The organism is Pectobacterium punjabense (assembly GCF_012427845.1).
GTDB classification, from domain to species: Bacteria; Pseudomonadota; Gammaproteobacteria; order Enterobacterales; family Enterobacteriaceae; genus Pectobacterium; species Pectobacterium punjabense.
Map to the genome: position 1 here is coordinate 579,562 of NZ_CP038498.1, position 25,135 is coordinate 604,696.

The window sequence follows — 25,135 nt, forward strand, 5'->3', positions numbered from 1 at the left end:
TACTCTCATCGGAATGTTGCCACTGTGTTCCACTGAATCATATTCTCAGCGAAAGTCCTGTCTGCTTGCAGGGCGCTAAGCTCTCCCGCATACAGTGGATCGCTTTTTATTGTTCTCTCGTCATCATCACTCAAGATTGCCGCTTTTCCTTCCTTCTCGTTGAGTAAAAAGCGCTGAGCCGCCAGGTAGCCATGAGCATCAATAAGAGAAGACTCTGCTGCCTCTAAGCTCGCTTTACCTTCAGAGAAAAACATCAGGAAGTCTGAAAATGCGTAGAGATACAGATTTTTTAAAATCTCTTCGTTATTAGCATCTTGTTCATCCACCATGGCTGCATCTATCGCCTCAAGAGCCCGAACGACATTGAGGTATTGCGTCTCTGATGCAAGATAGTTCCAAAGATCGTCCGTAAGTGAGGTAACCTCCTGCGGTAACTTAATACTCATCGAGTGAAGTACATCACTGAACCGATCAAACGCTTTTAATAGCACGAAGAAAGCGATTTTTTCTGGGTTACCCATTACTCATCCTTCTGATGTTGGGTGTTTAATCGATGAGGCAGAATTCACATCATGATGAATAATGACGTTTTCAGAGAGGCAGCATATAGGGCGGGATGCGGTAATATCAATGCGTTAACGCACTTTTCGTCTGTGTTGATGTTATTGCCATCGCGTTCGACAATAGTCTGGTGGCACCGAACGCGATGATGAAACGGTTACACGGCCATGCCTAACCCAACAATATTCGCCGCCAGAATTATCACCACGCAGCCCAGAACCAGCATACGTACGGGCTTCTGACCCACGGCTTTCCACTCCTTAAATAGCAAGCCGACGATGCCGCCACACAGCACGTAGAAACTCATGTGCAGCATCCAACTGATATAGGTGTAATCAGCTGGAATATTGGCGTGGCCCCAGGCATAGAAGAAGAATTGCAAATACCACATGACGCCGCCCAGAATGGCGAAGAGCGCATTGGCAATCAGTAAAGGTTTAGCCTGCGCCAGGTCGGCTTTTAGTGAGATTCCCTTACACGTCGCTAAACGAATGAAACAGAACCCCAGATTGACGACGGCTCCGCCCCCCATGATCACCACATAGCTGGGGAGCGCGATATACAGCGCGTTGATCCCCAACTCTTGTGCTGCGGTATGCATCGGCTTGGCGGCATCCATCGCAAAGGACATGCCAGCGGAGAAGATCCCGCACAGGACAGCCAGAATCAGCCCTTTTTTCAGGTTGAATTCTTCGGCGCGAATACCGAGTGCACGTTCTTTCAACAAGCCCGCGTAGCTGACAATCGCGACGCCGATGACCGCGACCAGCACGCCCAGCAGCGTCATTTGGCCACCTGCTGAACCAAACAGAATCGAGAATTTACCTTGTAGGACGGGCGTCATCAGCGTGCCAATAATCAACGTCACGCCAATAGCGATACCGATGCCCATCGACATGCCAAGATAGCGCATCGTCAGCCCGTAGTTGATATTGCCGATCCCCCACATAGCACCGAAGAGGAAGATCGGCAGCAGGGTGGCGATATCGAACGAACCGTAATAACGCCAAAAATCAGGCAGTAGCCACCAACTGATACTCCAGGGCAGGATAATCCACGAGAAAAATCCGCCGAGTGACCACATCGTTTCCCACGACCAATTTTTGACCTGCTTAAACGGTGCGTAGAAGCAGGCTGCGCTGGCCGCGCCGATGAAGTGCCAGAAAATACCAAGAAGAATAGGATTGCTCATGCGTAACCCCTTGTTTTTACTTTGTAGTAAGCCTGTAGTCGGCTTTGTATGTAGAGTACGGTGTATGATTGTTGCCAGACCGGCTGGCGTTAAACAGTGTAGAAAGGTGAAAAAATGCGCACCTTCAGATGCGTGCCATCAGGGGGAAAAGAGCGGCATCGGTTTGAAGGTGGATGCAGGCAGGATCACAAAACGTGGAAATCATCGTTGAAGGCGTGATAGGGCAGAACATTCCTCAAATGGCGTATTCGGTTCAAGAATTGATTACCACCGCAGCAGAATTTTTCGCTATTATTTCCCTCTTTTTTCACCTGCATATAGTGAGTTATGGAACGTTTTATTGAGAATCTGATGTACTCATCGCGCTGGTTGCTTGCCCCTGTTTATCTTGGGCTATCGTTGGGGCTGCTGGCGTTGGCGATCAAGTTTTTCCAGGAGGTGTTCCACGTCCTGCCCAATATCTTAGATATTGCGGAAGCGGATCTGGTATTGGTTCTGCTGTCGCTGATCGACATGACGCTGGTCGGCGGATTGCTGGTGATGGTGATGTTGTCCGGTTACGAAAATTTTGTGTCGGCATTGGATATCACTGAAGGCCGAGAAAAGCTGAGCTGGCTGGGGAAAATGGACTCTGGCTCGCTGAAAAACAAAGTGGCTGCCTCGATTGTCGCTATCTCGTCTATCCATCTGCTGCGCGTGTTCATGGACGCGCGTAATATCCCAGACAACAAGCTGATGTGGTATGTGATTATCCATTTGACGTTTGTGCTGTCTGCGCTCGTCATGGGGTATCTGGATCGCATGTCGCGTTACGAAAAAAGCAAAACGGCATAATCAACGCCGCACGGTTTGCGTAGCCAGAAGAAAGAACAGATCCTATTGTTAACGAAGTGATTTTATCAACGCGCTTTGTCTAATGGAGGATATTATGCCGCAAACCGATCGCATTAACCGTCGTGTGGTTCTGGCTCAACGCCCGCACGGCGCGCCGACACCAGAGAATTTTCGTCTGGAACAGCAGGCTGTCCCGTCAGTAGAAACGGGGCAGGTGTTGTTGCGCACCGTATTTCTTTCCCTCGACCCTTACATGCGTGGCCGCATGAGCGACGCGCCCTCTTATGCTAAACCCGTCGAACTGAATGACGTGATGGTCGGTGGAACCATCAGTCGCGTGGCTGAGTCAAAACACCCAGATTATCAGGCGGGCGACTGGGTACTGTCCTACAGTGGTTGGCAGGATTATGTGCTTTCCGATGGTAAAGGATTAACCAATCTGGGGCAGTCACCCACCAATCCTTCCTATGCGCTGGGTGTGCTCGGTATGCCGGGCTTTACGGCGTATATGGGGCTGACGGATATCGGTCAGCCGAAAGCGGGCGAAACGCTGGTGGTTGCCGCTGCGACCGGGCCGGTCGGCGCGACGGTCGGTCAGATCGGGAAACTGAAAGGCTGCCGGGTCGTTGGCATAGCGGGAGGCGCGGAGAAGTGTCGCTACGCGGTTGAGGTGTTGGGATTTGATGTGTGTCTCGACCACCGAGCGGATGATTTTGCCGAACAGCTGAAACAGGCTTGCCCACAGGGTATCGATATCTACTTTGAAAATGTCGGCGGGAAAGTTTTTGACGCGGTGCTACCGCTGCTGAACACCTCGGCGCGTATTCCGGTATGCGGATTAGTCTCTGGCTACAATGCCACAGGGCTGCCTGATGGGCCCGATCGCCTAGCGCTGCTGGCAGGGACTATCTTGAAAAAACGCATTCGCATGCAGGGCTTCATTATCTTTGATGATTATGGACATCGCTTTGACGAATTCTGGAAAGCGGTGTCGCCGTGGGTCGCGCAAGGCAAGATCAAATATCGGGAAGAAATTGTCGATGGTCTGGAAAACGCCCCAGAGGCCTTTATCGGCCTGCTACACGGCCGCAACTTTGGCAAGTTAGTGGTCAGAGTCGGGCCGGATGCGTAGCGACAAGCGCGAGCTAGCGTTGACGAAAAACGAGTTGGCGTAAAAATTGCCTGATCCCCTGCGTCATCGTTGCGGGGGAGAAGGCCAATGCATCCTGATTCTGCGTCGTTTCGCGTGCGGCCGTTGCAGCCGTGGTTTGTCATCAACGCGGCGGAAGATTACCTGAAGAAAAATGTCAGCCAGTCGCCTATTGCCCATTTTTACAGTTTCACGGTCGATCGTGCCGAATCGATGACGTTGGCTGTGCCGGATGGCAGCGTCGATCTGTTGCTGCACTGCTGTCCTGATGCTCCAAGTGGGCGCGTTTGCGGCAGTACCGCATCGGCACAGATTACCCGACTGATGCCGGGAGAGCGCTATTTTGGCGTGCGCTTTATGCCGGGGATCATGCCCGCTTTTCTCGACCTGTCGCCGGGGGAACTGGCAGGGCAGGAGATCCCTTTTGATGAGGTTGCACCTGACACGCCACGTTTGCTGAGACGGCTGGTAAACAGCCATGACTTTAACGAACAGGTCAGCTTGTTTCTGCACTATTTTTCCTACTGGACGAATCGTTCGGCACCGCCGCTATTGCTGCAAATCATCGATCTGATTATGGCCCATGACGGCAAAATCAGAGTCGATGAACTGGAGCGGAAAACGCTCTATTCCGCCCGCTACATTCACCGTTTATTTCATGATAACTGCGGTATGTCGCCCAAAACGTTCTGCCGCACGATTCGTTTCCAGCGGGCGCTTGCGTTGCTCAATCAGGGCAATATCGACAACCTAACCACGCTGGCACAGCGCCTGGAATACGCCGATCAATCGCATTTTTTCCGTGAATTCAAAGCGTTTACCTCCTGTTCGCCGCAGCACTATCTGGCACGGTTACAGGCTGTGCGCTACCAGTACCGTATCCGCCAGTGCTGAATCCGCCATGATGACGCCAGTGCGAAGGCACCTCTCATCCTATGCCGCTTTTTTTGGGGCAATCTGCACCAAAAAGAGGCTATTACTGCACCGTGGTGTGTGCCGATTTATTCTATTTTCCCCGCTTTACCCCTTGCTATAAACGTTTCACACCGTGCGCTATCGCACATTTCTCTTGTGAACGTTGTGAGGTTTTTTATGGCACAGGCAAAAGACATCGTACCGGGTTTTTACACCATTGATGACGCGATCGCACTGGATGGCGAGACCACCCGCGCGCTGCAATTAACCCACCTGAACCGCATGCGCTCTCTGGATGGCCATGCCAAATACTTTGTTCGAGCGGAAGGTAGCACCTTCATTGATGACAAAGGTGAAAAGCATCTGGACATGATTGGTGCGGTCGGAGTGGTGACGGTCGGCAACAACAATGAATTCGTGTGGTCCTGTTTGCAGAAGTGTTTCGATAACCGTCTCTTCATGATGGGCGCGATTTCCTATCACAATGTGGCGGCAGCGCTGGCGCACAACATGGCGCTGCTCTCGCCACAGGGAAAACTGACCAAAATGGGTACGGCGACCGGAGGAGCAGAAGCGATTGAGGGAATGATCAAACTGGTCAAGCTCGGCACTCGACATAAAGCACACAAGACTCACCTGCTGGCGACGCTGGGCGCGTTTCACGGTAAGACGTCTGGTGCGGTGTCGCTCGGCGGCAAGGATAAGTGGCGGGCGGGGCAGCAGCCGACATTAGGCAATATCGATCATGTTGCCTACGGCTCGGTCACGGAGCTGGAAAATGCGTTGGCGACAGGAAAATACAAGGCGTTCGTGGTGGAACCGATCCAAGGCGAAGGCGGGATTATCGTGCCGCCAGCGGGTTACCTGAAAGCCGCACGCGAGCTGTGCGATCGCTATGACACCCTGCTGGTGCTGGATGAGATTCAGTGTGGGGCGGCACGTACGGGCAAATTCTGGTGCTGCGAACACGATGATGTGGTACCGGACTGTATCGTGTTCGCCAAAGGTTTGTCCGGCGGGCTGGTGCCGTTTGGCGGCTATCTCTGTACGGAAAGCTTGTATGAAGCCGCTTATGGCACCATCGAAACCTGCTACCACCACACTGCTACCTATCAGGAAAATACCCTGAGTGCGGCGGCCGCACTGGGTTCCTTACAGTTCATCATCGAACACGATCTTTGCGGTATGGCGGAGCGTAAAGGCGCGTTAATGATGCAGCGGCTGCGTGAAATTCAGGCTCGCCACCCGCAGGTGATCAAAGAGGTGCGCGGTAAAGGGCTGATGATTGGTATTGAGTTTGGTCGTTTGCCGGAGGCACTGCAAGCCAGTATGGGCGAATTCTATTCTATGGCGATAGCGGGCCTGCTGGTAGAGAAATGGCGTATTCAGGTGAATTTCACCATCAATAATCTGGCGGTGTTCCGTTTCCTACCGGCGCTGACGATTAGCGAAGAAGAACTCGACTATGCGTTGAACGCGTTTGAAGCTGCGCTAATCAGCGTGGTTGAACAGGCTGAGCAGGCCAGTAACTCTGTCATGACGGCGTGAGGTGGCTACGATGACATTTACATATTCACAGCCGGTGAAACTGTGTATCGGCAGAGGTGAGGTTGACCGAGTAGGCGAAGAAGTGGCGCTGTTGGGGAAGCGCGTGCTGCTGGTGACGGGAAAAACCAGCTGTCGCCAAACCGGGTTGCTGACGCGTCTGACCGACCTATTAACGCAGAGCGGTGTGCGTTGGGTGCTATTCGACAGCATTGAAGCCAACCCGCTCACCACGACGGTGGATGACGGTGCAACGCTGGCGCGTGAACAGCAGTGTGATGTGGTGCTTGGCGTGGGAGGTGGCAGCGTGATGGACGCCGCCAAGGGCATCGCCTTTATGGCATGCCATTCGGGGAAACTGCTGGATTATCTGTCTCAACCACCGACGCCAGCCACGACGCTGCCTCTGGTGTTAGTGACCACGACGGCGGGAACGGGGAGCGAGGGCAACTGTGTCGCTGTTTTCACCAATCCTGAAACCCACGATAAACCGGCATTTTTCTCACTGGCACTGTACGCACGGACAGCCATTGTCGATCCGACGCTGATGGTTACGCAGTCACCACGTATGGTGGCGGCAACGGGGTTTGACGCACTCAGCCATAACATCGAGGCGCGGGTGGGTAAATTCTGCAATCCGATGACGGAAATCATGACTGAACGCGCCATTCGGCTGCTGACCACATTTTTGCCACGCGTTTGCCGGGATGTGACCGATCTGGATGCCTGGGATCGCGTGTGCTGGGCGAATACGCTCGGTGGTATGGCCATTGGAATGTCTGCCTGCGGTCTGCCGCATGCGATGGAGCACCCGCTGAGCGGGCTGTACAACATCACGCATGGCGAAGGGCTTGCGGCGCTGTATCCCGAACTGATGCGTTTTTCCTGTGCTGAAAATGTCGCGGGTTTCGCCGCGGTTACCTGTGCGATGAGCGATAGCGTAACGCATCTTAATGACACGGAACGGGCGAGACACAGCGTCTATCTGGTGCAGCGTTTTCTGGAAAACCTTGGATTGACGTTTACGCTGCGCGATCTGGGCGTGCGTGAGCAGGATATTCCCTGGCTGGCGGACAACTGTGTGCAGACGATGGGCGTGAGTCTGGAACAGAACCCGCGCTGGGCCTCACGTCAGGACATTGAAGCGCTGTATCGCACCTGCCTGTAAGGTGGCGCGGCAGCAAGGGATTTACCATCGGCCCGATTGCGCGACATCACGCTATTGGGGGCGTTTTGTGTATCCGGGGGCAAAGATGAATACTCATCAATTGAAAAAGAACAGTCTGGGACTGTGGTCGTTGGTCTTCTTTGTTGTCGCTGCCGCCTCACCGCTAACTGGCGTGGTTGGCGGTTTGCCTGTTGCGATCTCCGCTGGCAACGGGGCTGGTATTCCTGCGGTGTACCTGATGGCGGGCGGCATACTGTTGATTTTCTCTTTTGGTTATATCGCCATGAGCCGCTATGTGACCAATGCTGGCGCATTTTACAGCTATATCACTTTAGGTATGGGGCGTCGTGCGGGGTTTAGTGCCTTATCCGTCGCGCTGCTGGCCTATTTTGCCATTCAGATCGCGGTGGTCGCGATGTTTGGTTTTTTCAGCAGCATGTATCTACAGGAACACCTTGGTATTGATCTGCCGTGGTGGCTCTATAGCGTAGTGATGCTGTTGCTGATGTGCCTGTTAGGTATTGAAAGCGTGGAAGTTGGTGGGCGTGTGCTTGGCGTACTGATGTTGATGGAAGTGGGCATCATGCTGGTGGTGGATAGTGCGGTATTGCTGTCCCACGATACGCCACCGCTCACGCTAGAGGCGTTTTCACCCAGTGTGATTAATCAGGGCAGCATGGGTATTGCGTTGATTTTTAGTATCGCTGCGTTTATCGGGTTTGAATCCACGGCGATCTACGGTGAAGAGTGCCGCAATCCTGAGAAAACCATTCCCCGTGCGACGCTGGCTGCTGTGATATTGATTATGCTGTTCTTTGCCTTCACCAGTTGGATGATGGTGCAAGCTTACGGAGTGGATCAGGTTCGGCAGCAGGCGATTAACGATCCCGGACGCTTTATTTTTAACGTATCGAACGTGCTGGTTGGGAAATGGTCTGAGCAGATGATATCGCTGTTATTGATCACCAGCCTGTTTGCTGCGGCTCAGGCGTTTCATAATAATATCTCACGCTATCTGTTTAGTATTGGGCGAGATGGCGTTCTGTCCCCCAGATTGGCTCTGGTGAGTAAAAATAAAGGTACGCCTTACGTGGCGAGCATTGTGCAGACGATCGTTGTGTTGGGCGTATTGTGTATGATGGTGGTGGCGGATCTCGATCCGATGATGCAGATCTTCGCGTTAGGATCGGCGATCGCGACGATGGCGATCCTGCTGCTTCAGGTCGGTGTGTCGCTGGCCGTTATTCGCTTCTTCCAACGCGAAACGCAGCATCCGGTTTCGGCATGGAGTCGTCTGTGGGCACCGATTATCTCAACGGTAGCGATGCTCTCGGCGCTGATTATGGTCGTCAGAAACGTTGATGTCCTGAGTGGCTCATCATCCCAGATCGTTTCGCTGTTGCCCTGGGGCGTGTTCGGTATTGCCGTATTGGGCTATCTGTCTGCCAGTCGTATACGCATCCCATCGCCGCAGGAAAATATGCCGTAGCTGTGTCACGCTAAACGAACCGGACTTATGAGGGTGAGATGAGTCCGGTTCGTTGGTGAGTCGCCTTTATTAAAAATGAATAAGGATTTAAAAGTCAGTAAAATGTTAAAATTCAATCTATTATAGATTTTAGCTCTATTATTTCCCGGCACTGAGCCAGTCTGGCAGATCGTGTAATCCCATTGCCTGACGTACCAGCGTGGGTTTAATTCCGGGCAGTTTGTCCGCTAGCACCAGCCCGACGTCACGCAGCAGCTTTTTCGCCGGATTGTCACCGTTAAACAATTCGCGGAACCCCTGCATGCTCGCGAGCATCACGGCGGCGCTGTGTTTGCGGCGGCGTTCATAGCGCCGCAGATAAAGATGCTGGCCGATATCTTTGCCCTGAGCCTGTAAACGCTTAAGCTCTGCAATCAGTTCTGCGACATCCATCAAGCCCAGATTGACGCCTTGCCCTGCCAGCGGGTGAATGGTGTGTGCCGCATCGCCGACCAGCACTAACCGGTGTGCCGCGAAGCTGCGAGCGTAGCGCCCCATCAGTGGGAAAGTCTGGCGCTCGCTTTCCAGTTCACACAATCCCAATCGCATATCAAACGCCATGGCGACTTGACGGTTGAATTCCTCCACTGGCAAGCTCTGCATCACCTGCGCCTGCTCTGGTGAAAGCGACCAGACAATCGAACAAAGGTGCGGATCGTCCAGCGGCAGGAATGCCAGAATGCCGTCACCGTGGAACGCCTGACGCGCGACGGATTGATGAGGCTGTTCGGTGCGAATGTTGGCGACCAGCGCATGGTGGCCGTAATCCCAAAAAGTCAGCGGAATATCCGCATGTTGACGCAGCCATGAATGGGCGCCGTCCGCGCCGACCACCAGCCGGGCGGTCAGCATGCTGTCGTCCTGCAACGTAATAAAGGCTTCGTTCTCCCCCCAGGCGACCTGTTTTAATGACGCAGGGGAGAGCAGGGTGATGTCGCTTAACTGTGAAGCGCGTTGCCACAATGCCTGCTGAATCACGGGGTTTTCAATGATATGCCCAAGGTGGGAAAAGCCGAATTCTTCACCGCTGAAGCTGATTTTACCGAAGCTGTCTTTATCCCAGACCTGCATATCGTTGTAAGGGCTGACGCGCTGTGCCACAAGATTTTCCCACACGCCGATATGGCGTAGAAGGCACTCGCTGGCGGCATTGATAGCGGAGACGCGCAGGGCATGGCCTTTCCCAAGCGGCTGAGGTTCTGCCGTCTGTTTTTCCAGTACAGCGATGCGTAGGCCGCTCCCCTGTAAACCACAGGCGAGTGCCAGACCGACCATACCGCCACCGGCAATAACCACGTCGAATGATTGCATTTCCGTATTTTCCTGTTGGCGAGCTTAATTAACGTTTTACCCAACCCAGCGTGCGACGGGCAAAGGCATCGCGCATCATCGGCAGGTTATTCATGGCGATCAGACCCAAATTACGACTGACGGTCAGCGCGGTATAGCGGTTAGCGAACAGTCTGACCAGACCATCGGTAATCGCCACGGTGGCGTGTTGGTCGGGTTCACGCCGTTGTTGATAGCGGCTGAGCACCGTGTACTGGCCGATATCCTGCTGATTCTTCGCCGCATCGACGATAGTCTCCGCCAGCGACATCACATCGCGAATCCCCAGATTAAAGCCTTGTCCGGCAATGGGGTGCAGCGTTTGTGCTGCATTACCTACCAGCGCCAGCCGATGACTGATGTGCTGGTTGGCCGTTAGCAAGCGCAGCGGGTAGCTGTGACGTCCGCCGATGTGGGTAAACTGTCCCAGACGCCAGCCAAAAGCCTGCTGTAACTGCTGGCGAAATTCGGTTTCGCTCCACCCATCGATCTCAGCTTGACGATGTTTATCATGACACCAGACGAGCGAACAGCGGCCGTTATTCATCGGTAAGAGCGCCAGCGGGCCATGCGGGGTAAACCGCTCAAATGCACGCCCGCGATGGGGTTCGGTGGTGGTCACGTTGGCAATAACCGCGACCTGATTATACTCATGCTGTTGCCAGTGAATCCCGCAGGATTGTGACAACATGGAGTGCGATCCATCGGCAGCCACCAGTAACTGACCCGTTAGCTCTGTGCCATTGTCCAGCGTTAGCGTCGCATTCTCTTGCGTCCGCGTGACGGCAACGACTTTGGCTGGACAGTGCAGGCGTACGCCGGGGGCTTGTTGCAGCAGAGAAAACAGGCGTTGGCCGACGTCGTGCAGTTCAACCACATGGCCTAATGCCTGAACGTGGTAGTCCGATGCGTGCAGATCCACTGCGCTGGCATGTCCGCGTTCGCTGACATGAATGTCGGTAATCGCGGTCGCATGACCCGACAATGCTTGCCAGATACCCAGCGTCGCCAACTGCTGGCGTGTGCCATCGGACAGCGCAATCGCGCGTGCGTCAAAGCCAGGATGTGCCCTATCGAGCGGAGAATAGGCTTCAACCAGCTCGACCGGGATCGTACCTTGCGAGAGCCGCGATAGTGCCAGCGCTAGCGTTGCGCCTGCCATTCCGCCACCGACAATCATGACCGCCATGTTTTAGTCCTGTTGAAAAAGCGATTTATGCGTGTTTGCCATGCTGCTGTGCCATCAGCGCCTCGATGGCATCGGCGTCTTTGACCACGCTAGCCGTCAGGTTTTCATTACCGTTTTCGGTGATGACGATGTTGTCTTCGATACGCACGCCGATTCCTCGGTACTGCTGTGGCACTTTGGCATCGGGCGCGATGTAAATACCTGGCTCGATGGTCAGTACCATTCCGGGTTCAAGCGGGCGGCCTCGGTCTGTCGTACCGTAGTTGCCGACGTCGTGCACGTCCAGACCCAGCCAATGGCTGAGGCCGTGCATAAAGAATTGGCGGTGTGCCTGTTCGGCAATCAGCGCTTCAACCTCACCCTTCATCACGCCGAGTTTGATGAGCCCGTTAACCATGATGCGTACCACTTCTTCGTTTACATCGCGGATGCTGCGACCCGGCCCGAACAGCTCCAGCGCGCGCAGCTGTGAGCGCAGTACGATGTCGTAAATAGCCCGCTGCGGCGCGGTAAATTTACCGTTGACGGGGAAGGTACGGGTAATATCGCCAGCATAGCTTTTGTATTCACAGCCTGCGTCAATCAGCACGAGATCGCCGTCGCGCATTTGCGTTTCGTTTTCGGTGTAATGCAGGATACAGGCGTTGTCACCGCTGCCAACAATGGTGTTGTAAGACGGGTAGCGCGCGCCGTGACGAGTAAATTCGTGGTGAATCTCGCCTTCAAGCTGATATTCATACATGCCGGGACGGCATTTTTGCATAGCGCGCGTGTGAGCCAGCGCGGTAATTTCGCAAGCGCGGCGCATGACGCTGATTTCTTCAGGTGATTTGAACAGACGCATCTCATGCACCCACGGACGCCAGTCGGTCAGCGTAGCGGGGGCGGCAAATCCCTGACGGGAGCCGTTGCGCAGGGTCTCCAGCGCGGTGAAGACCAGTTTGTCGGCGTAATCGTACTGCCCCTGCGCGTGGTACACCACGTCCAATCCATTCAATAACAGATGCAGCTGCGCGCTGATTTCGCCAAACGGTAGTGCACGGTCAACGCCGAGTTTGGCGGGGGCGGCTTCCTGACCAAGACGACGGCCAAACCAGATTTCAGCCGTCAGATCGCGCACGCGATTGAAGATAACGCTGTGATGGTGTTTGGCGTCGCTTTTTACCAGCAGTAGAACGGCTTCTGGTTCGTTGAACCCCGTGAAATACCAGAAATCGCTGTTTTGACGATAAGGATAGTCACTGTCGGCATTGCGCTGCGCTTCCGGCGCGGCAAAAATAATCGCCGCGCTGCCCGGTGCCATTTTTTCTAACAGACCCTGACGACGACGAAGAAATTCTTGTGGATTCATCACCTGCTCCTGAAACTAGTCCGTGCGGTTGCTGTTCCCTTCCGCCCTGCGTAATACGGTATTAGTGCAACGTTGGTTTTTGCTGTTCTGGCGCCGTCACAACGTTCTGGTTGGTAAATTCGGTATGGCACAAAATGGCAGAAACACGAACATACTCAATCACTTCTTCCAGTGATTGTTCCAATTCTTCCTGATCTTCATCTTCGTCGTAGCCAAGCTGTGCGATGTTGCGCAAATCGTCGATGGCTTCTTTCAACTCGCCCTTAACCTTGTTCAACTTCGGTTGAGCGACGCCCAAACCAAGCAGGAAGTGGTTGACCCAACCTGCCAGTGCATCGGCGCGATCGAAAACGCTTACCTCGTCCTGCGAATCATCTGGCAGGAAAAGCTGAAACAGGAAACCATCATCTTCCAGCGCTTCACGCGTAGCCTGATATAGATCCTGAAGCGGTTGCGACAGCGTTTGAGTAAACGCCATACCTTCATTAGTCAGTTCAAAAACCAGCGTTCTCCAACTGTCGTCATGGTTTCCACCACACAGCATTCCGCTGATCAAGCCGTGCATTTCTGCTGCGGTCAGCGCGACTTGCTGTTGGTGAAGCAGTTGGTCAAGGCCTTCATAGGCAGGAAACGTATTCTCTATGGACATGCGGATTCGTCATCGTTGGCTGGATTGGTTCGTGCTATGCTACCACCAAGCTCCCTTTGGATTCCAGAAAGGGCTTGTATCTTAGATCTCGGCTATATATAGTGGCGCCCGCTTTAACGAACCCGATGTAACGGGTAATGCTCATGCTATGCGACACGCGGGCGCAAGAACGACAAAAGGCAGGAAGGTGGTATGTCTGCACAACCAGTAGATATTCAAATTTTTGGCCGTTCGTTAAGAGTGAATTGTCCGCCAGAACAACAGGAAGCGTTGAATCAGGCAGCGGAAGATCTTAACCAGCGGTTGCAAGATCTTAAAGTTCGCACTAGAGTCACCAACACCGAGCAACTGGTGTTTATTGCCGCGCTGAATGTGTGTCATGAACTGGCGCAGGAACGGGGCAAAACACGTGATTATGCGTCGAATATGGAACAGCGTATTCGTATGTTGCAGCAGACTATTGAGCAGGCATTGCTGGAACAGGGCAAGATCACGGAGCGTCAGGGTACACAATTTGAATAACGTCGTATTTTGACAAAAGTACGGTGTTTTTACGCGATAAGACGTGCTAAGGTTTATCGCGAGTAACGAATAAAATTTCTCTGAGATGTTTGTCAGCGGGTCAGTCCCCTGAGCCGATATTTCATACCAAACAGAATGTAATGCTCTGCGGTTGGTGAGCACGCTCGGTTCGTCCGAGAAGCCTTAAGACTGCGACGTTATGTTCACCTTGAACCAAGGGTTCAAGGGTTACAGCCTGCGGCGGCATCTCGGAGATTCCCTTTCTTTTATCACTCTTGACCCGTGGCGAATACAGCCCATGTCATCTTCTGATTCGTCAATTCTTCCCGATACCTCATTTTCTTCTACAGCAGCATCACGCCAGCAGATTCGTCAGGCTGTACGCCAGCGTCGACGTTTATTGACACCAGAACAGCAGGCGCGCTTTGCGCAACAGGTGTGCGAATGCGTCGTTGCGCACCCGAAAGTCATACAAGCAGATAGCGTCGCGGTCTTTCTGTCGTTTGACGGCGAACTGGATACGATTCCGCTGATTCAACAGCTATGGCAGCAGGGGAAGCGCGTGTATTTGCCGGTTCTTCATCCGTTTCGTGCCGGACATCTGCTGTTCCTGCGCTATGCGCCAGATACTGAATTGGTGCGCAATCGTCTGAAGATCATGGAACCGCGTCTGGACGTGCGGCAGGTGTTGCCATTACCCCAGTTGGATATTCTGCTGACGCCGCTGGTGGCGTTTGATCATCAGGGACAGCGCTTGGGTATGGGCGGCGGTTTTTACGACCGTACGTTGCAGTATCGTCGTCATACGGACAGCGGGCCTTATCCGATGGGGCTGGCTCATGATTGTCAGCAGGTTGATGAACTGCCAGTGGAAAGTTGGGACATTCCGCTGCCGGAAATTATTACCCCCTCCCGCCATTGGCAGTGGAACACGCGCTAGTTTTTTATCTGTTCAGGTGACCGATCGTGACCCAGCATTTGCTGTACCAGTTCTACACAGTGCAGGAAACGCGAATCGTAGTCCGATTCTTTGATGTAAACGTACGGGATATTATTTTTAGCCAGCATCGTTTTCAGCAGATTCTGGAATTCCGAACGTGCGGTGGTACTGCCTAAACTGCGCAGCCCATCGGCTACCCACGGCGTGTTGTTTTCCAGCAAAATCACCAGATCGAAGCGGTATTCGTCGACCAGTGCCTGAACGAACGGGTGTTCACGCCCTTCATATTTTTTGCAGAATGCCTGCGTGGTGACAAAATCGGTGTCGATAAAGGCCACTTTATTGGCATATTTGACCGCAAAATCAATGTACTGTGCCTGACCCAGCGCGATCTTGTCGTAGTCGGAATATTGCAACGCCATTTCATCGCCACCCAGATGGGAAAACACGTAATCGCGGCCATATTCCCAGGCGCTGGTGGTATTGAAGATATTAGCCAGCTTGTTCACCAGCGTGGATTTGCCACTGGATTCCCCGCCAAGAATGGCAACGGTACGCACAAAGAACGGTTTCACTTCGGTCGGGATATAGTCCCAGTAACGGAAAGGATCGTGGCGAATCTGCGAGCCACTGATGTTCATGAACGATCGCTGTGGGTCGATCAAGACGGCCTCAATCCCCAGATGCTCGCGATATTGCGCGGCATCCTGTTCTTCGCTGGTGTAGACGAAATTAGGCGTGATGCTTTTTTCCTGCATGAACGCCTGAACCCCTTTACTCCACACATCCCAGCCGTGCGGATAGGGCTCCATTCCCTGCTCATTAAAAGCGTGAATATGAATGTTTTTCTGATATTTAAAGGTTTGCAACAGCCAACGCAGGCGGTCGCTGACGGTGGGCTGCTGTGACATCGAACTGTTCTCAAACAGCAGACGGTCGCGCGGCTCGTCGTAGCCTAAAATCACATGCAGTTCATCGACCTGACTACAGGCGCGCTGAATCAGATAAATATGGCCGGTGTGTAGCGGATAGAACTTACCGAAGACAATACCAATATTCTTTTCGTAGCGGGGGAATTCCAGCTCGAGAAAACGATGCAGCGCTTCCAGCTTCTGTGCGCTAGGGCTTTTGATTTTGGCATTAAGTAATTGACTGAGATAGCCTTTGGTCATATCGGTTGCGTCGGCAACCTGCTGTAGGGTGCAACCCTTCTGGCGGATAGCGGATTTCAGGTAATCAAATGATGACATGGTGCAACACTCTTGTTTAGCTTACTAAACAACATACCACAGAATACCGCTTTTTGTGGCTTGTTTAGAGATCGTCGAGGATCGCCAGCGCGTCGGCCAGCTTTTTCACGCCGAACACCTGCATGCTGGCAGGCGCTTTCTTCGGCATATTGGCATGAGGAACGATGGCGCGTTTGAAGCCATGCTTGGCGGCTTCGGTAATCCGCTCTTGGCCGCTCGGAACCGGGCGGATTTCGCCCGCCAGACCGACTTCACCGAAGATGACAAGATCCTGCGGCAGTGGGCGGTCGCGGAAGCTGGAGACCAGGGATAATAGCAGCGCCAGGTCGGCGCTGGTTTCGGTGACTTTAACGCCGCCGACGACATTCACGAACACATCCTGATCGGACATCTGCAAGCCGCCGTGGCGATGTAATACCGCCAGCAGGATCGCTAATCGGTTTTGCTCCAGCCCGACTGCCACGCGGCGTGGGTTAGCCATCATCGATTGATCCACCAGCGCCTGAATTTCGACCAGCAGCGGACGGGTACCTTCCCACACCACCATGACCGAACTGCCGGACGTGATTTCGTCACCGCGACTGAGGAAAATTGCCGACGGATTGCTGATCTCGCGTAGACCCTGTTCCGTCATCGCGAACACGCCCAGCTCGTTAACGGCACCGAAGCGGTTTTTATGGCTGCGCAGGGTGCGGAAGCGCGAATCGGCATCGCCATCCAACAGCACGGAGCAGTCGATGCAGTGTTCTAACACTTTCGGCCCGGCCAGCGAACCGTCTTTGGTGACATGGCCGACCATCACGATAGCAACACCACGTGTTTTGGCGAAGCGCGTCAGGTAGGCGGCGGTTTCGCGCACCTGCGCTACGCTGCCGGGGGACGATTGAATATCGGCGAGATGCATGACCTGAATGGAGTCGATCACCATCAGCTTCGGCTGTTCCTGCTCGGCAATCAGGCAAATCTGTTCGATGCTGGTTTCTGACAGCATGTTGAGATTCTGGGTCGGCAAATTAAGACGGTGTGCCCGCATCGCGACCTGCTGCAAGGATTCTTCCCCGGTAACGTACAGGGTTTTCATATTTTCTGACAGCTTGCAGAGCGTTTGCAGTAGCAGCGTACTTTTACCTGCGCCGGGGTTGCCGCCAATCAGGATCGCACTGCCCGGAACGACACCGCCGCCCAGAACGCGGTCAAATTCCTGAAAGCCAGTGGAAAAGCGGGGTAGCGCTTCAAGGCTGATTTCTGAGAGCTTTTGCACCCGGCTGACGCCAGCACTCTCACCGGCATAGCCAGTGAGACGGTCGGAGCGTGATACGGATGCCGACGCCAGGCGCACTTCAGTAATGGTATTCCAAGCGTGGCAGGCGCTGCACTGCCCTTGCCAGCGCGGGTAATCAGCCCCGCATTCATTACATACAAACGCCCGCTTGACGGCTTTTGCCACGTATCACCTCCTGCTAATTAACGCTTTTCGTGTCTCATGCTGCCGCTGAGAATACAGAGTACGCCAGTGAGATCGGCATGACGGATCGTTACCGCAGACTGCTCATTAACCTTGGGTTTGGCGTGATAGGCAATGCCTAAGCTGGCGGTTTTGATCATCGGAAGATCGTTCGCGCCGTCGCCGATGGCAACGGTTTGGTGCATGGGAATTTCCAGCTTTTCCGCCAACTGTTGCAGCGTAGTGGCTTTATATTTTGCATCGACAATTTGACCTATGACTTCACCCGTCAGTTTGCCGTCTTGCATGCCTAATTCGTTGGCAACGGCGGCAACCAGACCTAGCTCGTCACGCAGATAATCGGCAAAGTAGGTAAACCCGCCCGACGCAATCGCAACGTGCCAACCCGCTTCCTGAAGCTGGCTAACCATATGGGTTAGGCCTGGCATCAGCGGTAGGGTTTTGCGTACCGTCTGTAAAATAGTAGCGTCGGCACCTTTTAATGTCCCTACGCGCTGACGTAGGCTGGCGGCGAAATCTAGCTCGCCCCGCATCGCACGTTCGGTGACTTCCGCCACCAACTCGCCTGTGCCTGCCAGCTTGGCGATTTCATCAATGCATTCGATCTGAATTGCGGTGGAATCCATGTCCATCACCAGTAAACCCGGTGAGCGTAGCGTCGGTGCGTTACGCATGGCCGCAACATCGATACCCAGCTCGTGAGCCAGCTTGGTGGCGCGTGGCGTCAGCGTACCCGCCAAACGGACGACTTGATAATCACCCACGTTCCAGGCGCTCACGATGACCATCGCGCTGCCTAGCTTACGCTGGTAGCGGGAAATCAGGTTTTTATCGAGAACGTCGCTATAAATCAGCCAGCCTGTGTCGCCAGCGCGGTAGTCAAGCGGCATCACTTCGTCACCGCTCAGTGATAATGGCAGTCCCGGCCAACAGTTGATCTCATCTGGGAGATCACAATAGGTCAGACTATTCGACATGGGGTAAATCCTCTGCTGGCAGTAGTGCGATAAAGTCGTGCGATAAAAAGGGATGTGGCGTCGACCAAACATATCCCTTCAAAAACTGGGCAACAAGCTATCCTATCGCTGGCGCTTCTGGCAACATGAAAGTATCCAAATCGTGTAAGGATTATCATGGTTCGCGCCCGGGTGAAATTTCGTCTACATCGCACGGCAATTGTGCTGATTTGTCTCGCCCTGCTGGTGGTATTAATGCAAGGTGCGTCCTATTTCAGTTTAAGCCACCAGATGGCGCGTTCTGAGCAGGTCGAAGATCTGTCGCGCACGCTCTCCAGACAGGTGGCTTACAGCCTGTCGCCGTTGATGGGCAGCGTGGATGATAATGGTCAAAAGATTACGACCATCCTCAAACAACTCACCGATCATAGCCGTATTCTGGATGCTGGCGTATATCAGCAGGACGGTTCGCTGGTGGCGCATGTGGGTGAACAGGTACAGTTGCGAGACAGGCTGGCGCTGGACGGTAACCGTGTCGGTAGCTACTTTAACCATCAACTGGTGCAGCCCATTGAAGGAAAAGAAGGGCCTATCGGCTTCCTGCGCATCACGCTGGATACGCACGTATTGGCGACCGAAGCCAGACAGGTGGATAACACGACCAATATTCTGCGTCTGATGATCTTACTTTCACTGGCTATCGGCATCATTCTGACTCGAACGCTGTTGCAAAATCGCCGCACTCGCTGGCAACAGTCACCTTATCTTCTTACTGCGAGTACGCCCGTGAAAGAAGAAGAGGATGAGGCAGAGAACGGCACGCAGACGGCTGGCAGCGTGGTAGTAAAAAAAGACGGAGAAGAGAAACGCCTCTGATGCGCTAACGGCACCCCGTAAAAATGGTCTGCTTCTACGGGGTCTACGCGGTTACTTCAATGCCAACTGAAACGCCATCCAGTGGCTATGGAATTGATTGAGTATCGAGGTGTACTCGCTTTTGGTATAGCGATCGAAATTTGAAGAGGCAATGTAGTCGCGAAAGCGACCAAACCCGGTAGAAACGTCTGTTGAGGCGGCTAGCGAGAAAATTTGCTGGCGCTGAAGTTGGGTGGTAGAGGTGCCTTCTGCGTTTTTTTGCAGTTGCAGAAATGTAGTATTCGCTTTATCGGCGTCTCCTGCGTCAACGCTGCGCTGGTATTCGTCTTGCAGGAGGTTTTTTTCCAGATTACTCAGCGCATCAGATTTGAATTGTATAATGCCCTGAATATCCCGATCTGCCTGATGCTGGTAATCGTTGTCGACATAGCGATTTTTCAATGTCTCTAGCTTACTGGCCGTAATCGCAATTTCCATACTATCGGTAGTGTAGCTCCATAGACTGACTTCAGGAGGGGAGGATAAGGCGGTTTTAACGAGGCCGAGAAACGCCTCTTTACTGATGCCGCTGTCCTCTTTGAGGTGGTTTGACCAAAGCCCGATGGTCATTTCGTGCGTGCCGATGTTATCAGGAGAGACATTGATATTGCCGAGAGGAAGGCTGGCGGCATTGTTTTGTCGTTCAAACTCACGAGCTCTCGCCGCGCTCATCGCTTCTAGCGCTTTTTCTTCTTTGTGGTCCAAAATCGGTGCATCAGCAAACTCTTTCCTTATGCGTGCGATGGCTTCCTCAGAGATCTCTACACTTTTAGGTAAGATGAAGGTTTTACCGGTAATGGGGTCGAAGACTTTTGCAGAGTCTGTTGGGGGACTTGTCGTTGTTGAAGGAGCGGCAGCAGACGGTGTGGTATTTGATGGTCGTGCGGTGCTTTGGGCCTGAGAATTGCTATAACCCGTATTATTTACAGACAAGCTCATACTCTCTCCTTAAGTGCGATCAAATGGTTAAATATTGACCCAAACATTATCGGCAAAGATAAATGATAACTTTATAAATGATTTATGGCGTAATTGTTGGTCGCGGTATCAGAACGGTGACTCAAGGCATGATTCATCCGCGCTGTTTATGCCATCACCGATTGTGTCTGCACGTTAAATCAGGGAAAATGCTTGGCTACAGTTTATTTCCGCTTTGCCTGACGATCTGACATCGGTGTGTTGTTGACTTGATGCTGGCGCCGGGTGGCTAACAAAAGAAACCTGAAAATCATGTCTCCAAGTGAATACGCCCGCGAAGTCTCTAAAAGAAGAACGTTCGCTATCATTTCTCACCCCGATGCCGGTAAAACGACGATTACCGAAAAGGTCCTGCTATTCGGACAGGCGATTCAGACTGCCGGTACGGTAAAAGGGCGTGGTTCCAACCAGCATGCGAAATCCGACTGGATGGAGATGGAAAAGCAGCGTGGTATTTCCATCACCACGTCCGTGATGCAGTTCCCCTATCGTGAATGTCTGGTTAACCTGCTGGATACCCCTGGGCACGAAGACTTCTCCGAAGATACCTACCGTACATTGACGGCGGTGGACTGCTGTCTGATGGTGATCGACGCTGCAAAAGGGGTCGAAGATCGTACGCGTAAACTGATGGAAGTCACTCGTCTGCGTGATACACCTATTCTGACGTTTATGAACAAACTCGACCGTGACATCCGCGATCCGATGGAAGTGCTGGATGAAGTCGAGAGTGAGCTTAAAATTGCCTGCGCGCCGATCACCTGGCCGATTGGCTGCGGTAAATTGTTCAAAGGCGTATACCACCTTTATAAAGACGAAACCTATCTGTATCAGACCGGTAAAGGCCATACGATTCAGGAAGTGCGCATCGTTAAAGGGCTGGACAACCCGGATCTGGATACCGCTGTTGGTGAAGAACTGGCTGCGCAACTGCGTGAAGAGCTGGAGCTGGTTAAAGGGGCATCGCACGAATTTGAGCTGGATGCGTTTCTTGCCGGTGAGCTGACGCCAGTCTTCTTTGGTACCGCGCTGGGTAACTTTGGCGTTGACCATATGCTGGACGGATTAGTCGCCTGGGCACCTGCGCCGATGCCGCGTAAAACGGATACCCGCGAAGTGACGGCAGCGGAAGAGAAATTCACCGGTTTTGTGTTCAAGATTCAGGCCAATATGGACCCGAAACACCGTGACCGCGTAGCGTTTATGCGCGTTGTGTCCGGAAGATATGAAAAAAGCATGAAGCTGCGTCAGGTTCGTACGGGCAAAGACGTGGTGATTTCAGATGCGTTGACCTTTATGGCAGGCGACCGTTCCCACATTGAAGAAGCCTACCCCGGCGATATCATTGGGTTACACAACCACGGCACGATTCAGATTGGTGATACGTTTACACAGGGTGAAGACATGAAATTCACCGGTATCCCCAACTTTGCGCCGGAACTGTTCCGTCGTATCCGCCTGCGTGACCCGCTCAAGCAGAAGCAACTGCTGAAAGGGCTGGTACAGCTGTCCGAGGAAGGCGCGGTGCAGGTATTCCGTCCATTGACCAACAACGACCTTATTGTTGGTGCTGTTGGGGTACTGCAGTTTGATGTGGTGGTTGCCCGTCTGAAAACGGAATACAACGTTGAGGCGATTTACGAGTCCGTTAACGTTTCAACCGCGCGCTGGGTTGAGTGCAGTGATGTGAAGAAATTCGAAGAGTTTAAGCGTAAGAACGAACTGCATCTGGCACTGGATGGCGGCGATAATCTGGCCTATATCGCACCGACGATGGTGAACCTGAACCTGACGCGGGAACGTTATCCTGAAGTCACGTTCCACCAAACGCGTGAACATTAATCTTATAACGACATTAATTTCGCTGAATTGTGCCACGATTTCACGAAAAATCCGTGATCATGGCGTTTAAATAGTAACCATTTTGTTAAACTAATTATCACCCGGTTATATTTGGTTTTAGGCCAAAAATGCCGGGTGTTTTTATTTTTAAATGATTTAAAAATCAATGTGTTATTTTTTTATTTCTCTCTGCTTCCTTTCTCGCCTCGGTGCAACAGACAAATCTGAATTGCTGTGCATTTCCCCTTGCTCCCCTGTGATTTCTCATTCTGTAGGCTATAGTTAACAGCGTGTTAACTGATTTGGCTCGTTCAACTGTTAATGCAATTTAAGTTGGTTCATTATTTTTATTTGTTTCGCTTTTGCAATTCAATACTCTGATTTTTTATGTAGGAAGAGAGAATCATCGGAGTATTGGCAACGTCATTATCACCTTGATTTGCTGATGACTGTGCAGGCGTAAACGTGACCCGGGTCAGTTATTTCGGGTTTACAGAAAAGCATAAGAAGGAAGACATCGATGAAAAAGACCAAATTGACACAATCGCTGATCGTAGTTGCCCTGAGTTCGATTCTGGCTGGTGGTGCAATGGCTGAAGAAACGTTAGGGCAGAAGGTAGAGCGTATCGCGGATACAACTGGTGCAAAAATCGATAGCTCCGCTAATAAAGCGTCTGGCTACATGAGCGACAGTGCTGTCACGGCAAAAGTGAAGAGCGCGTTGTTGGAAGATAAATCAATTACCAGCAGCGACATTTCAGTCGAAACATCAAATGGCGTCGTTACGGTGAGTGGCTTTGTCGGCAGTCAGGCACTCAGCACCCGAGCAGTGGAAATAGCCACGCAGGTTGAGGGCGTCCAATCTGTTAGCGACAAACTTCAGGTTAAAGATAATCAATCACAATCGGTTGGCGCTTACGCCGATGATGCCGTAGTAACGAGCACGATTAAGGCCAAACTGTTGGCGGATGATATTGTTCCGTCTCGTAAAGTGAAAGTCGAAACGCAAGAAGGCGTTGTGCTATTGAGTGGCACAGTGGATAACAAAGCGCAGTCCGACCGGGCAGAGAGTATTGCGAAGGCTGTTGACGGTGTGAAAAGCGTCAAAAACGACCTGACAGTTAAATAATAGCTATTTCACTCGGGGTTATCCGTTATCGCGGGTAACCCTACTTAATCCGCACAATAAAACACCACCTGTGGATACGCAATCAGGACGCACGACGCGCGTCAGGATGACCACCATGATTCTTCATTTTGTCTGGTAAGGAGAGCGTATGTTTCGTTGGGGCATTATATTCTTAGTTATCGCACTGATCGCGGCAGCACTGGGTTTCGGCGGGTTGGCCGGTACGGCAGCTGGCGCGGCGAAAATCGTCTTTGTGGTCGGTATTATTCTGTTTCTGCTTAGCTTGTTCACCGGTCGGAAACGACCGTAGCACAGCGCATTATTTTATCTAAATAATTGTCATGCAGAGCACACAGCCGCGCCACGCGGCTGTCACATTTTACCGGCACACTAATCCTTTACCGATACTACTCGTGTATTTGCTGCATTTCGACAGTTTATCAGGAGGTTTATGATGAATAGCGATATCGTTGTTGGCAAATGGAAACAGTGGAAAGGGAACTTTTTGGCGCTGTGGGCCGATTGGTTTGACAGCGACTGTGCCTGGCTGGAAGGAAGTAATGATTACTTGTCCGGCGTCTTACAAGAGGGTTACGGAAAAGCCCACGAAGAGGTATCCTCAGAGAAAACCACGTTACACTGAGGCTTCACCGCAACGACAAGTCCGATTCTGCCATGATGCTTTGGCAGGATATGACTTGTGTGTCGATTAGGTTGCCTCATCTGACGGGCTTAATCTTAGCGGAGAGAAGCGACGTGCCTTCTGAACGACATCGTTTTATCGATACCCACTGCCATTTCGATTTTCCCCTATTCTACGATGATGCACCGGAAAGCTTGCGTCTGGCGCAAGACGCTGGGGTTGAACGCATCATTATTCCTGCGGTGGCTTCTCAGCATTTTGAGCGCGTATTGACGCTTGCTCGCACCTATTCTTCGCTTTACGCCGCACTTGGCCTTCATCCACTTTATATTGCTGAACATCAGGAAAGCGATCTGCTTCGGCTAGAGGATGAACTAAGCCAATTGCCCGCAACGCTGGTGGCGATCGGTGAGATTGGCTTGGATCTCTATATGCCGGAACCGCAGTTCGAGCGACAGCTTGCTTTCCTTGAGGCGCAGCTTAGATTGGCGAAAAAATACGATCTCCCAGTGATTCTGCATTCGCGGCGCAGCCATGACCGACTGGCACAATTACTCCGGCGTATTGATGTGCCGCGTACTGGTGTGGTTCACGGCTTTGCGGGCAGCCTGGCGCAGGCGGAGGCCTTTATCCGGCTGGGTTACTACATTGGTGTAGGGGGAACCATTACCTATGACCGAGCGAATAAAACACGTCAGGCAATCGCGCAACTGCCGTTAGAACGGCTTTTGCTGGAAACGGATGCCCCCGATATGCCGATGAGCGGTTATCAGGGGCAGCCAAACCGGCCTGAACGTATTCCCTGTGCGTTTCAAGCGCTGTGTGCGCTGCGCGCAGAACCGCCTGAGGAGATAGCGGAGGCGCTCTGGCAGAATTCGCTTAGGCTGTTTGAGCGGCTCACTCCGGCGTAGCACGGCTACTGTTACGCCACGATATTCCCCAAAGCGGAACGACGCTCTGCTTCCGCTTTTTCTGTTATTTCTGTGCGACAATAGGCAAAACAGTCATTTTGATTTCATATGCCGACCATTAAATTGTGACGTAGATCACTATTATGTGTTTTGGGCTGTTCGATGTTGTATGT

Annotated in this window: 25 protein-coding genes and 1 other RNA gene; 16 read left to right on the plus strand and 10 right to left on the minus strand. The window is 52.6% G+C overall.

The genetic code is table 11. The features are described from left to right. Positions 1 to 5: 5 nt before the first annotated feature. The gene (locus E2566_RS02670; RefSeq protein ID WP_107170817.1) at positions 6 to 521 is read right to left on the minus strand and encodes a hypothetical protein; all 516 of its coding nucleotides are present in this window, start codon (positions 519 to 521) and stop codon (positions 6 to 8) included. A 197-nt stretch (positions 522 to 718) separates the two neighbouring features. Beyond that, positions 719 to 1,753 (minus strand): L-rhamnose/proton symporter RhaT, encoded by a 1,035-nt coding sequence (gene rhaT / locus E2566_RS02675; RefSeq protein WP_107170818.1) that lies wholly within the window; start codon positions 1,751 to 1,753, stop codon positions 719 to 721. Between the two features lie 194 nt (positions 1,754 to 1,947). Between rhaT and E2566_RS02680 the strand changes: the two genes are divergently transcribed. The 7 genes from E2566_RS02680 to E2566_RS02710 all read left to right on the plus strand — a co-directional run bounded on the left by E2566_RS02680 (position 1,948) and on the right by E2566_RS02710 (position 8,854). Continuing rightward, the gene (locus tag E2566_RS02680; protein WP_165800679.1) at positions 1,948 to 2,097 is read left to right on the plus strand and encodes a hypothetical protein; all 150 of its coding nucleotides are present in this window, start codon (positions 1,948 to 1,950) and stop codon (positions 2,095 to 2,097) included. Beyond that, complete coding sequence (locus tag E2566_RS02685) at positions 2,081 to 2,587, plus strand: TIGR00645 family protein (protein ID WP_012822286.1); 507 nt, start codon at positions 2,081 to 2,083, stop codon at positions 2,585 to 2,587. Before E2566_RS02680 ends, E2566_RS02685 begins: the two co-directional genes overlap by 17 nt. A gap of 94 nt (positions 2,588 to 2,681) precedes the next feature. After that, positions 2,682 to 3,719, plus strand: a complete 1,038-nt coding sequence (locus tag E2566_RS02690; protein WP_107170819.1) for an NADP-dependent oxidoreductase — start codon at positions 2,682 to 2,684, stop codon at positions 3,717 to 3,719. 87 nt (positions 3,720 to 3,806) lie between these two features. Next, on the plus strand, positions 3,807 to 4,631 hold the full coding sequence (locus tag E2566_RS02695; RefSeq protein WP_005971115.1) for a helix-turn-helix domain-containing protein: 825 nt from the start codon (positions 3,807 to 3,809) through the stop codon (positions 4,629 to 4,631). A gap of 198 nt (positions 4,632 to 4,829) precedes the next feature. After that, positions 4,830 to 6,200, plus strand: coding sequence for an aspartate aminotransferase family protein (locus tag E2566_RS02700; protein ID WP_107170820.1), 1,371 nt, complete (start codon positions 4,830 to 4,832; stop codon positions 6,198 to 6,200). A 10-nt stretch (positions 6,201 to 6,210) separates the two neighbouring features. Beyond that, a complete protein-coding gene (locus tag E2566_RS02705) occupies positions 6,211 to 7,365 on the plus strand; it encodes an iron-containing alcohol dehydrogenase (RefSeq protein WP_107170821.1) in 1,155 nt (384 codons plus the stop codon). Between the two features lie 85 nt (positions 7,366 to 7,450). After that, complete coding sequence (locus tag E2566_RS02710; RefSeq protein WP_107170822.1) at positions 7,451 to 8,854, plus strand: APC family permease; 1,404 nt, start codon at positions 7,451 to 7,453, stop codon at positions 8,852 to 8,854. A gap of 138 nt (positions 8,855 to 8,992) precedes the next feature. Here the strand turns inward: E2566_RS02710 and ubiI are convergent, their stop codons facing one another. The 4 genes from ubiI to E2566_RS02730 form a co-directional block, all read right to left on the minus strand. Then, positions 8,993 to 10,204: an FAD-dependent 2-octaprenylphenol hydroxylase gene (gene ubiI / locus E2566_RS02715; protein WP_107170823.1), complete on the minus strand. Its 1,212-nt coding sequence runs from the start codon at positions 10,202 to 10,204 to the stop codon at positions 8,993 to 8,995. A gap of 28 nt (positions 10,205 to 10,232) precedes the next feature. Beyond that, the gene (ubiH, locus tag E2566_RS02720; protein WP_107170824.1) at positions 10,233 to 11,411 is read right to left on the minus strand and encodes a 2-octaprenyl-6-methoxyphenyl hydroxylase; all 1,179 of its coding nucleotides are present in this window, start codon (positions 11,409 to 11,411) and stop codon (positions 10,233 to 10,235) included. A 25-nt stretch (positions 11,412 to 11,436) separates the two neighbouring features. After that, positions 11,437 to 12,762 carry a Xaa-Pro aminopeptidase gene (gene pepP / locus E2566_RS02725; RefSeq protein WP_107170825.1) on the minus strand — a complete coding sequence of 442 codons (1,326 nt, stop codon included), beginning with the start codon at positions 12,760 to 12,762 and terminating at the stop codon, positions 11,437 to 11,439. 61 nt (positions 12,763 to 12,823) lie between these two features. Continuing rightward, on the minus strand, positions 12,824 to 13,411 hold the full coding sequence (locus E2566_RS02730) for a YecA/YgfB family protein (protein WP_107170826.1): 588 nt from the start codon (positions 13,409 to 13,411) through the stop codon (positions 12,824 to 12,826). 192 nt (positions 13,412 to 13,603) lie between these two features. Between E2566_RS02730 and zapA the strand changes: the two genes are divergently transcribed. From zapA to E2566_RS02745, 3 genes are all read left to right on the plus strand, one after another. Beyond that, positions 13,604 to 13,933 (plus strand): cell division protein ZapA, encoded by a 330-nt coding sequence (gene zapA / locus E2566_RS02735; protein WP_005971092.1) that lies wholly within the window; start codon positions 13,604 to 13,606, stop codon positions 13,931 to 13,933. A gap of 74 nt (positions 13,934 to 14,007) precedes the next feature. Then, positions 14,008 to 14,192: non-coding RNA, 6S RNA (gene ssrS / locus E2566_RS02740), on the plus strand. Positions 14,193 to 14,231: 39 nt separating this feature from the next. Next, on the plus strand, positions 14,232 to 14,873 hold the full coding sequence (locus E2566_RS02745) for a 5-formyltetrahydrofolate cyclo-ligase (RefSeq protein ID WP_107170827.1): 642 nt from the start codon (positions 14,232 to 14,234) through the stop codon (positions 14,871 to 14,873). Here the strand turns inward: E2566_RS02745 and nadR are convergent. From nadR to serB, 3 genes are all read right to left on the minus strand, one after another. Next, a complete protein-coding gene (nadR, locus tag E2566_RS02750; RefSeq protein ID WP_107170828.1) occupies positions 14,870 to 16,123 on the minus strand; it encodes a multifunctional transcriptional regulator/nicotinamide-nucleotide adenylyltransferase/ribosylnicotinamide kinase NadR in 1,254 nt (417 codons plus the stop codon). The two genes, E2566_RS02745 and nadR, sit on opposite strands and share 4 nt — an antisense overlap. 64 nt (positions 16,124 to 16,187) lie before the next feature. Next, a complete protein-coding gene (gene radA, locus E2566_RS02755; RefSeq protein WP_039470544.1) occupies positions 16,188 to 17,570 on the minus strand; it encodes a DNA repair protein RadA in 1,383 nt (460 codons plus the stop codon). A gap of 17 nt (positions 17,571 to 17,587) precedes the next feature. Then, a complete protein-coding gene (gene serB, locus E2566_RS02760; RefSeq protein WP_107170829.1) occupies positions 17,588 to 18,565 on the minus strand; it encodes a phosphoserine phosphatase in 978 nt (325 codons plus the stop codon). Positions 18,566 to 18,721: 156 nt separating this feature from the next. Here serB and E2566_RS02765 point away from each other — a divergent pair, with 156 nt between their 5' ends. Further along, a complete protein-coding gene (locus E2566_RS02765; RefSeq protein WP_107170830.1) occupies positions 18,722 to 19,420 on the plus strand; it encodes a YtjB family periplasmic protein in 699 nt (232 codons plus the stop codon). A gap of 51 nt (positions 19,421 to 19,471) precedes the next feature. Here E2566_RS02765 and E2566_RS02770 read toward each other — a convergent pair whose 3' ends face one another. Beyond that, positions 19,472 to 20,398, minus strand: a complete 927-nt coding sequence (locus tag E2566_RS02770; protein ID WP_107170831.1) for a hypothetical protein — start codon at positions 20,396 to 20,398, stop codon at positions 19,472 to 19,474. Positions 20,399 to 20,689: 291 nt separating this feature from the next. Between E2566_RS02770 and prfC the strand changes: the two genes are divergently transcribed. From prfC to E2566_RS02795, 5 genes are all read left to right on the plus strand, one after another. Then, positions 20,690 to 22,279: a peptide chain release factor 3 gene (gene prfC, locus E2566_RS02775; RefSeq protein ID WP_107170832.1), complete on the plus strand. Its 1,590-nt coding sequence runs from the start codon at positions 20,690 to 20,692 to the stop codon at positions 22,277 to 22,279. Positions 22,280 to 22,799: 520 nt separating this feature from the next. After that, positions 22,800 to 23,408, plus strand: a complete 609-nt coding sequence (osmY, locus tag E2566_RS02780; protein ID WP_107170833.1) for a molecular chaperone OsmY — start codon at positions 22,800 to 22,802, stop codon at positions 23,406 to 23,408. 148 nt (positions 23,409 to 23,556) lie between these two features. Then, positions 23,557 to 23,718, plus strand: a complete 162-nt coding sequence (locus tag E2566_RS02785; protein WP_012773166.1) for a DUF1328 domain-containing protein — start codon at positions 23,557 to 23,559, stop codon at positions 23,716 to 23,718. Between the two features lie 144 nt (positions 23,719 to 23,862). Next, positions 23,863 to 24,051 (plus strand): CsbD family protein, encoded by a 189-nt coding sequence (locus E2566_RS02790; protein WP_010284712.1) that lies wholly within the window; start codon positions 23,863 to 23,865, stop codon positions 24,049 to 24,051. Positions 24,052 to 24,164: 113 nt separating this feature from the next. Beyond that, positions 24,165 to 24,962, plus strand: coding sequence for a TatD family hydrolase (locus E2566_RS02795; protein ID WP_107170834.1), 798 nt, complete (start codon positions 24,165 to 24,167; stop codon positions 24,960 to 24,962). Positions 24,963 to 25,135: the final 173 nt, after the last annotated feature.

Coding starts and splice junctions, on each gene's coding strand:
- E2566_RS02790 (WP_010284712.1), top strand. CDS start 23,863: ATGAATAGCGATATCGTTGTTGGCAAATGGAAACAGTGGAAAGGGAAC.
- pepP (WP_107170825.1), bottom strand. CDS start 12,762: ATGAATCCACAAGAATTTCTTCGTCGTCGTCAGGGTCTGTTAGAAAAA.
- prfC (WP_107170832.1), top strand. CDS start 20,690: ATGTCTCCAAGTGAATACGCCCGCGAAGTCTCTAAAAGAAGAACGTTC.
- serB (WP_107170829.1), bottom strand. CDS start 18,565: ATGTCGAATAGTCTGACCTATTGTGATCTCCCAGATGAGATCAACTGT.
- E2566_RS02710 (WP_107170822.1), top strand. CDS start 7,451: ATGAATACTCATCAATTGAAAAAGAACAGTCTGGGACTGTGGTCGTTG.
- E2566_RS02690 (WP_107170819.1), top strand. CDS start 2,682: ATGCCGCAAACCGATCGCATTAACCGTCGTGTGGTTCTGGCTCAACGC.
- E2566_RS02730 (WP_107170826.1), bottom strand. CDS start 13,411: ATGTCCATAGAGAATACGTTTCCTGCCTATGAAGGCCTTGACCAACTG.
- E2566_RS02705 (WP_107170821.1), top strand. CDS start 6,211: ATGACATTTACATATTCACAGCCGGTGAAACTGTGTATCGGCAGAGGT.
- zapA (WP_005971092.1), top strand. CDS start 13,604: ATGTCTGCACAACCAGTAGATATTCAAATTTTTGGCCGTTCGTTAAGA.
- osmY (WP_107170833.1), top strand. CDS start 22,800: ATGAAAAAGACCAAATTGACACAATCGCTGATCGTAGTTGCCCTGAGT.
- E2566_RS02785 (WP_012773166.1), top strand. CDS start 23,557: ATGTTTCGTTGGGGCATTATATTCTTAGTTATCGCACTGATCGCGGCA.
- E2566_RS02700 (WP_107170820.1), top strand. CDS start 4,830: ATGGCACAGGCAAAAGACATCGTACCGGGTTTTTACACCATTGATGAC.
- nadR (WP_107170828.1), bottom strand. CDS start 16,123: ATGTCATCATTTGATTACCTGAAATCCGCTATCCGCCAGAAGGGTTGC.
- ubiI (WP_107170823.1), bottom strand. CDS start 10,204: ATGCAATCATTCGACGTGGTTATTGCCGGTGGCGGTATGGTCGGTCTG.
- E2566_RS02670 (WP_107170817.1), bottom strand. CDS start 521: ATGGGTAACCCAGAAAAAATCGCTTTCTTCGTGCTATTAAAAGCGTTT.
- E2566_RS02695 (WP_005971115.1), top strand. CDS start 3,807: ATGCATCCTGATTCTGCGTCGTTTCGCGTGCGGCCGTTGCAGCCGTGG.
- ubiH (WP_107170824.1), bottom strand. CDS start 11,411: ATGGCGGTCATGATTGTCGGTGGCGGAATGGCAGGCGCAACGCTAGCG.
- E2566_RS02770 (WP_107170831.1), bottom strand. CDS start 20,398: ATGAGCTTGTCTGTAAATAATACGGGTTATAGCAATTCTCAGGCCCAA.
- rhaT (WP_107170818.1), bottom strand. CDS start 1,753: ATGAGCAATCCTATTCTTCTTGGTATTTTCTGGCACTTCATCGGCGCG.
- E2566_RS02685 (WP_012822286.1), top strand. CDS start 2,081: ATGGAACGTTTTATTGAGAATCTGATGTACTCATCGCGCTGGTTGCTT.
- E2566_RS02765 (WP_107170830.1), top strand. CDS start 18,722: ATGGTTCGCGCCCGGGTGAAATTTCGTCTACATCGCACGGCAATTGTG.
- E2566_RS02745 (WP_107170827.1), top strand. CDS start 14,232: ATGTCATCTTCTGATTCGTCAATTCTTCCCGATACCTCATTTTCTTCT.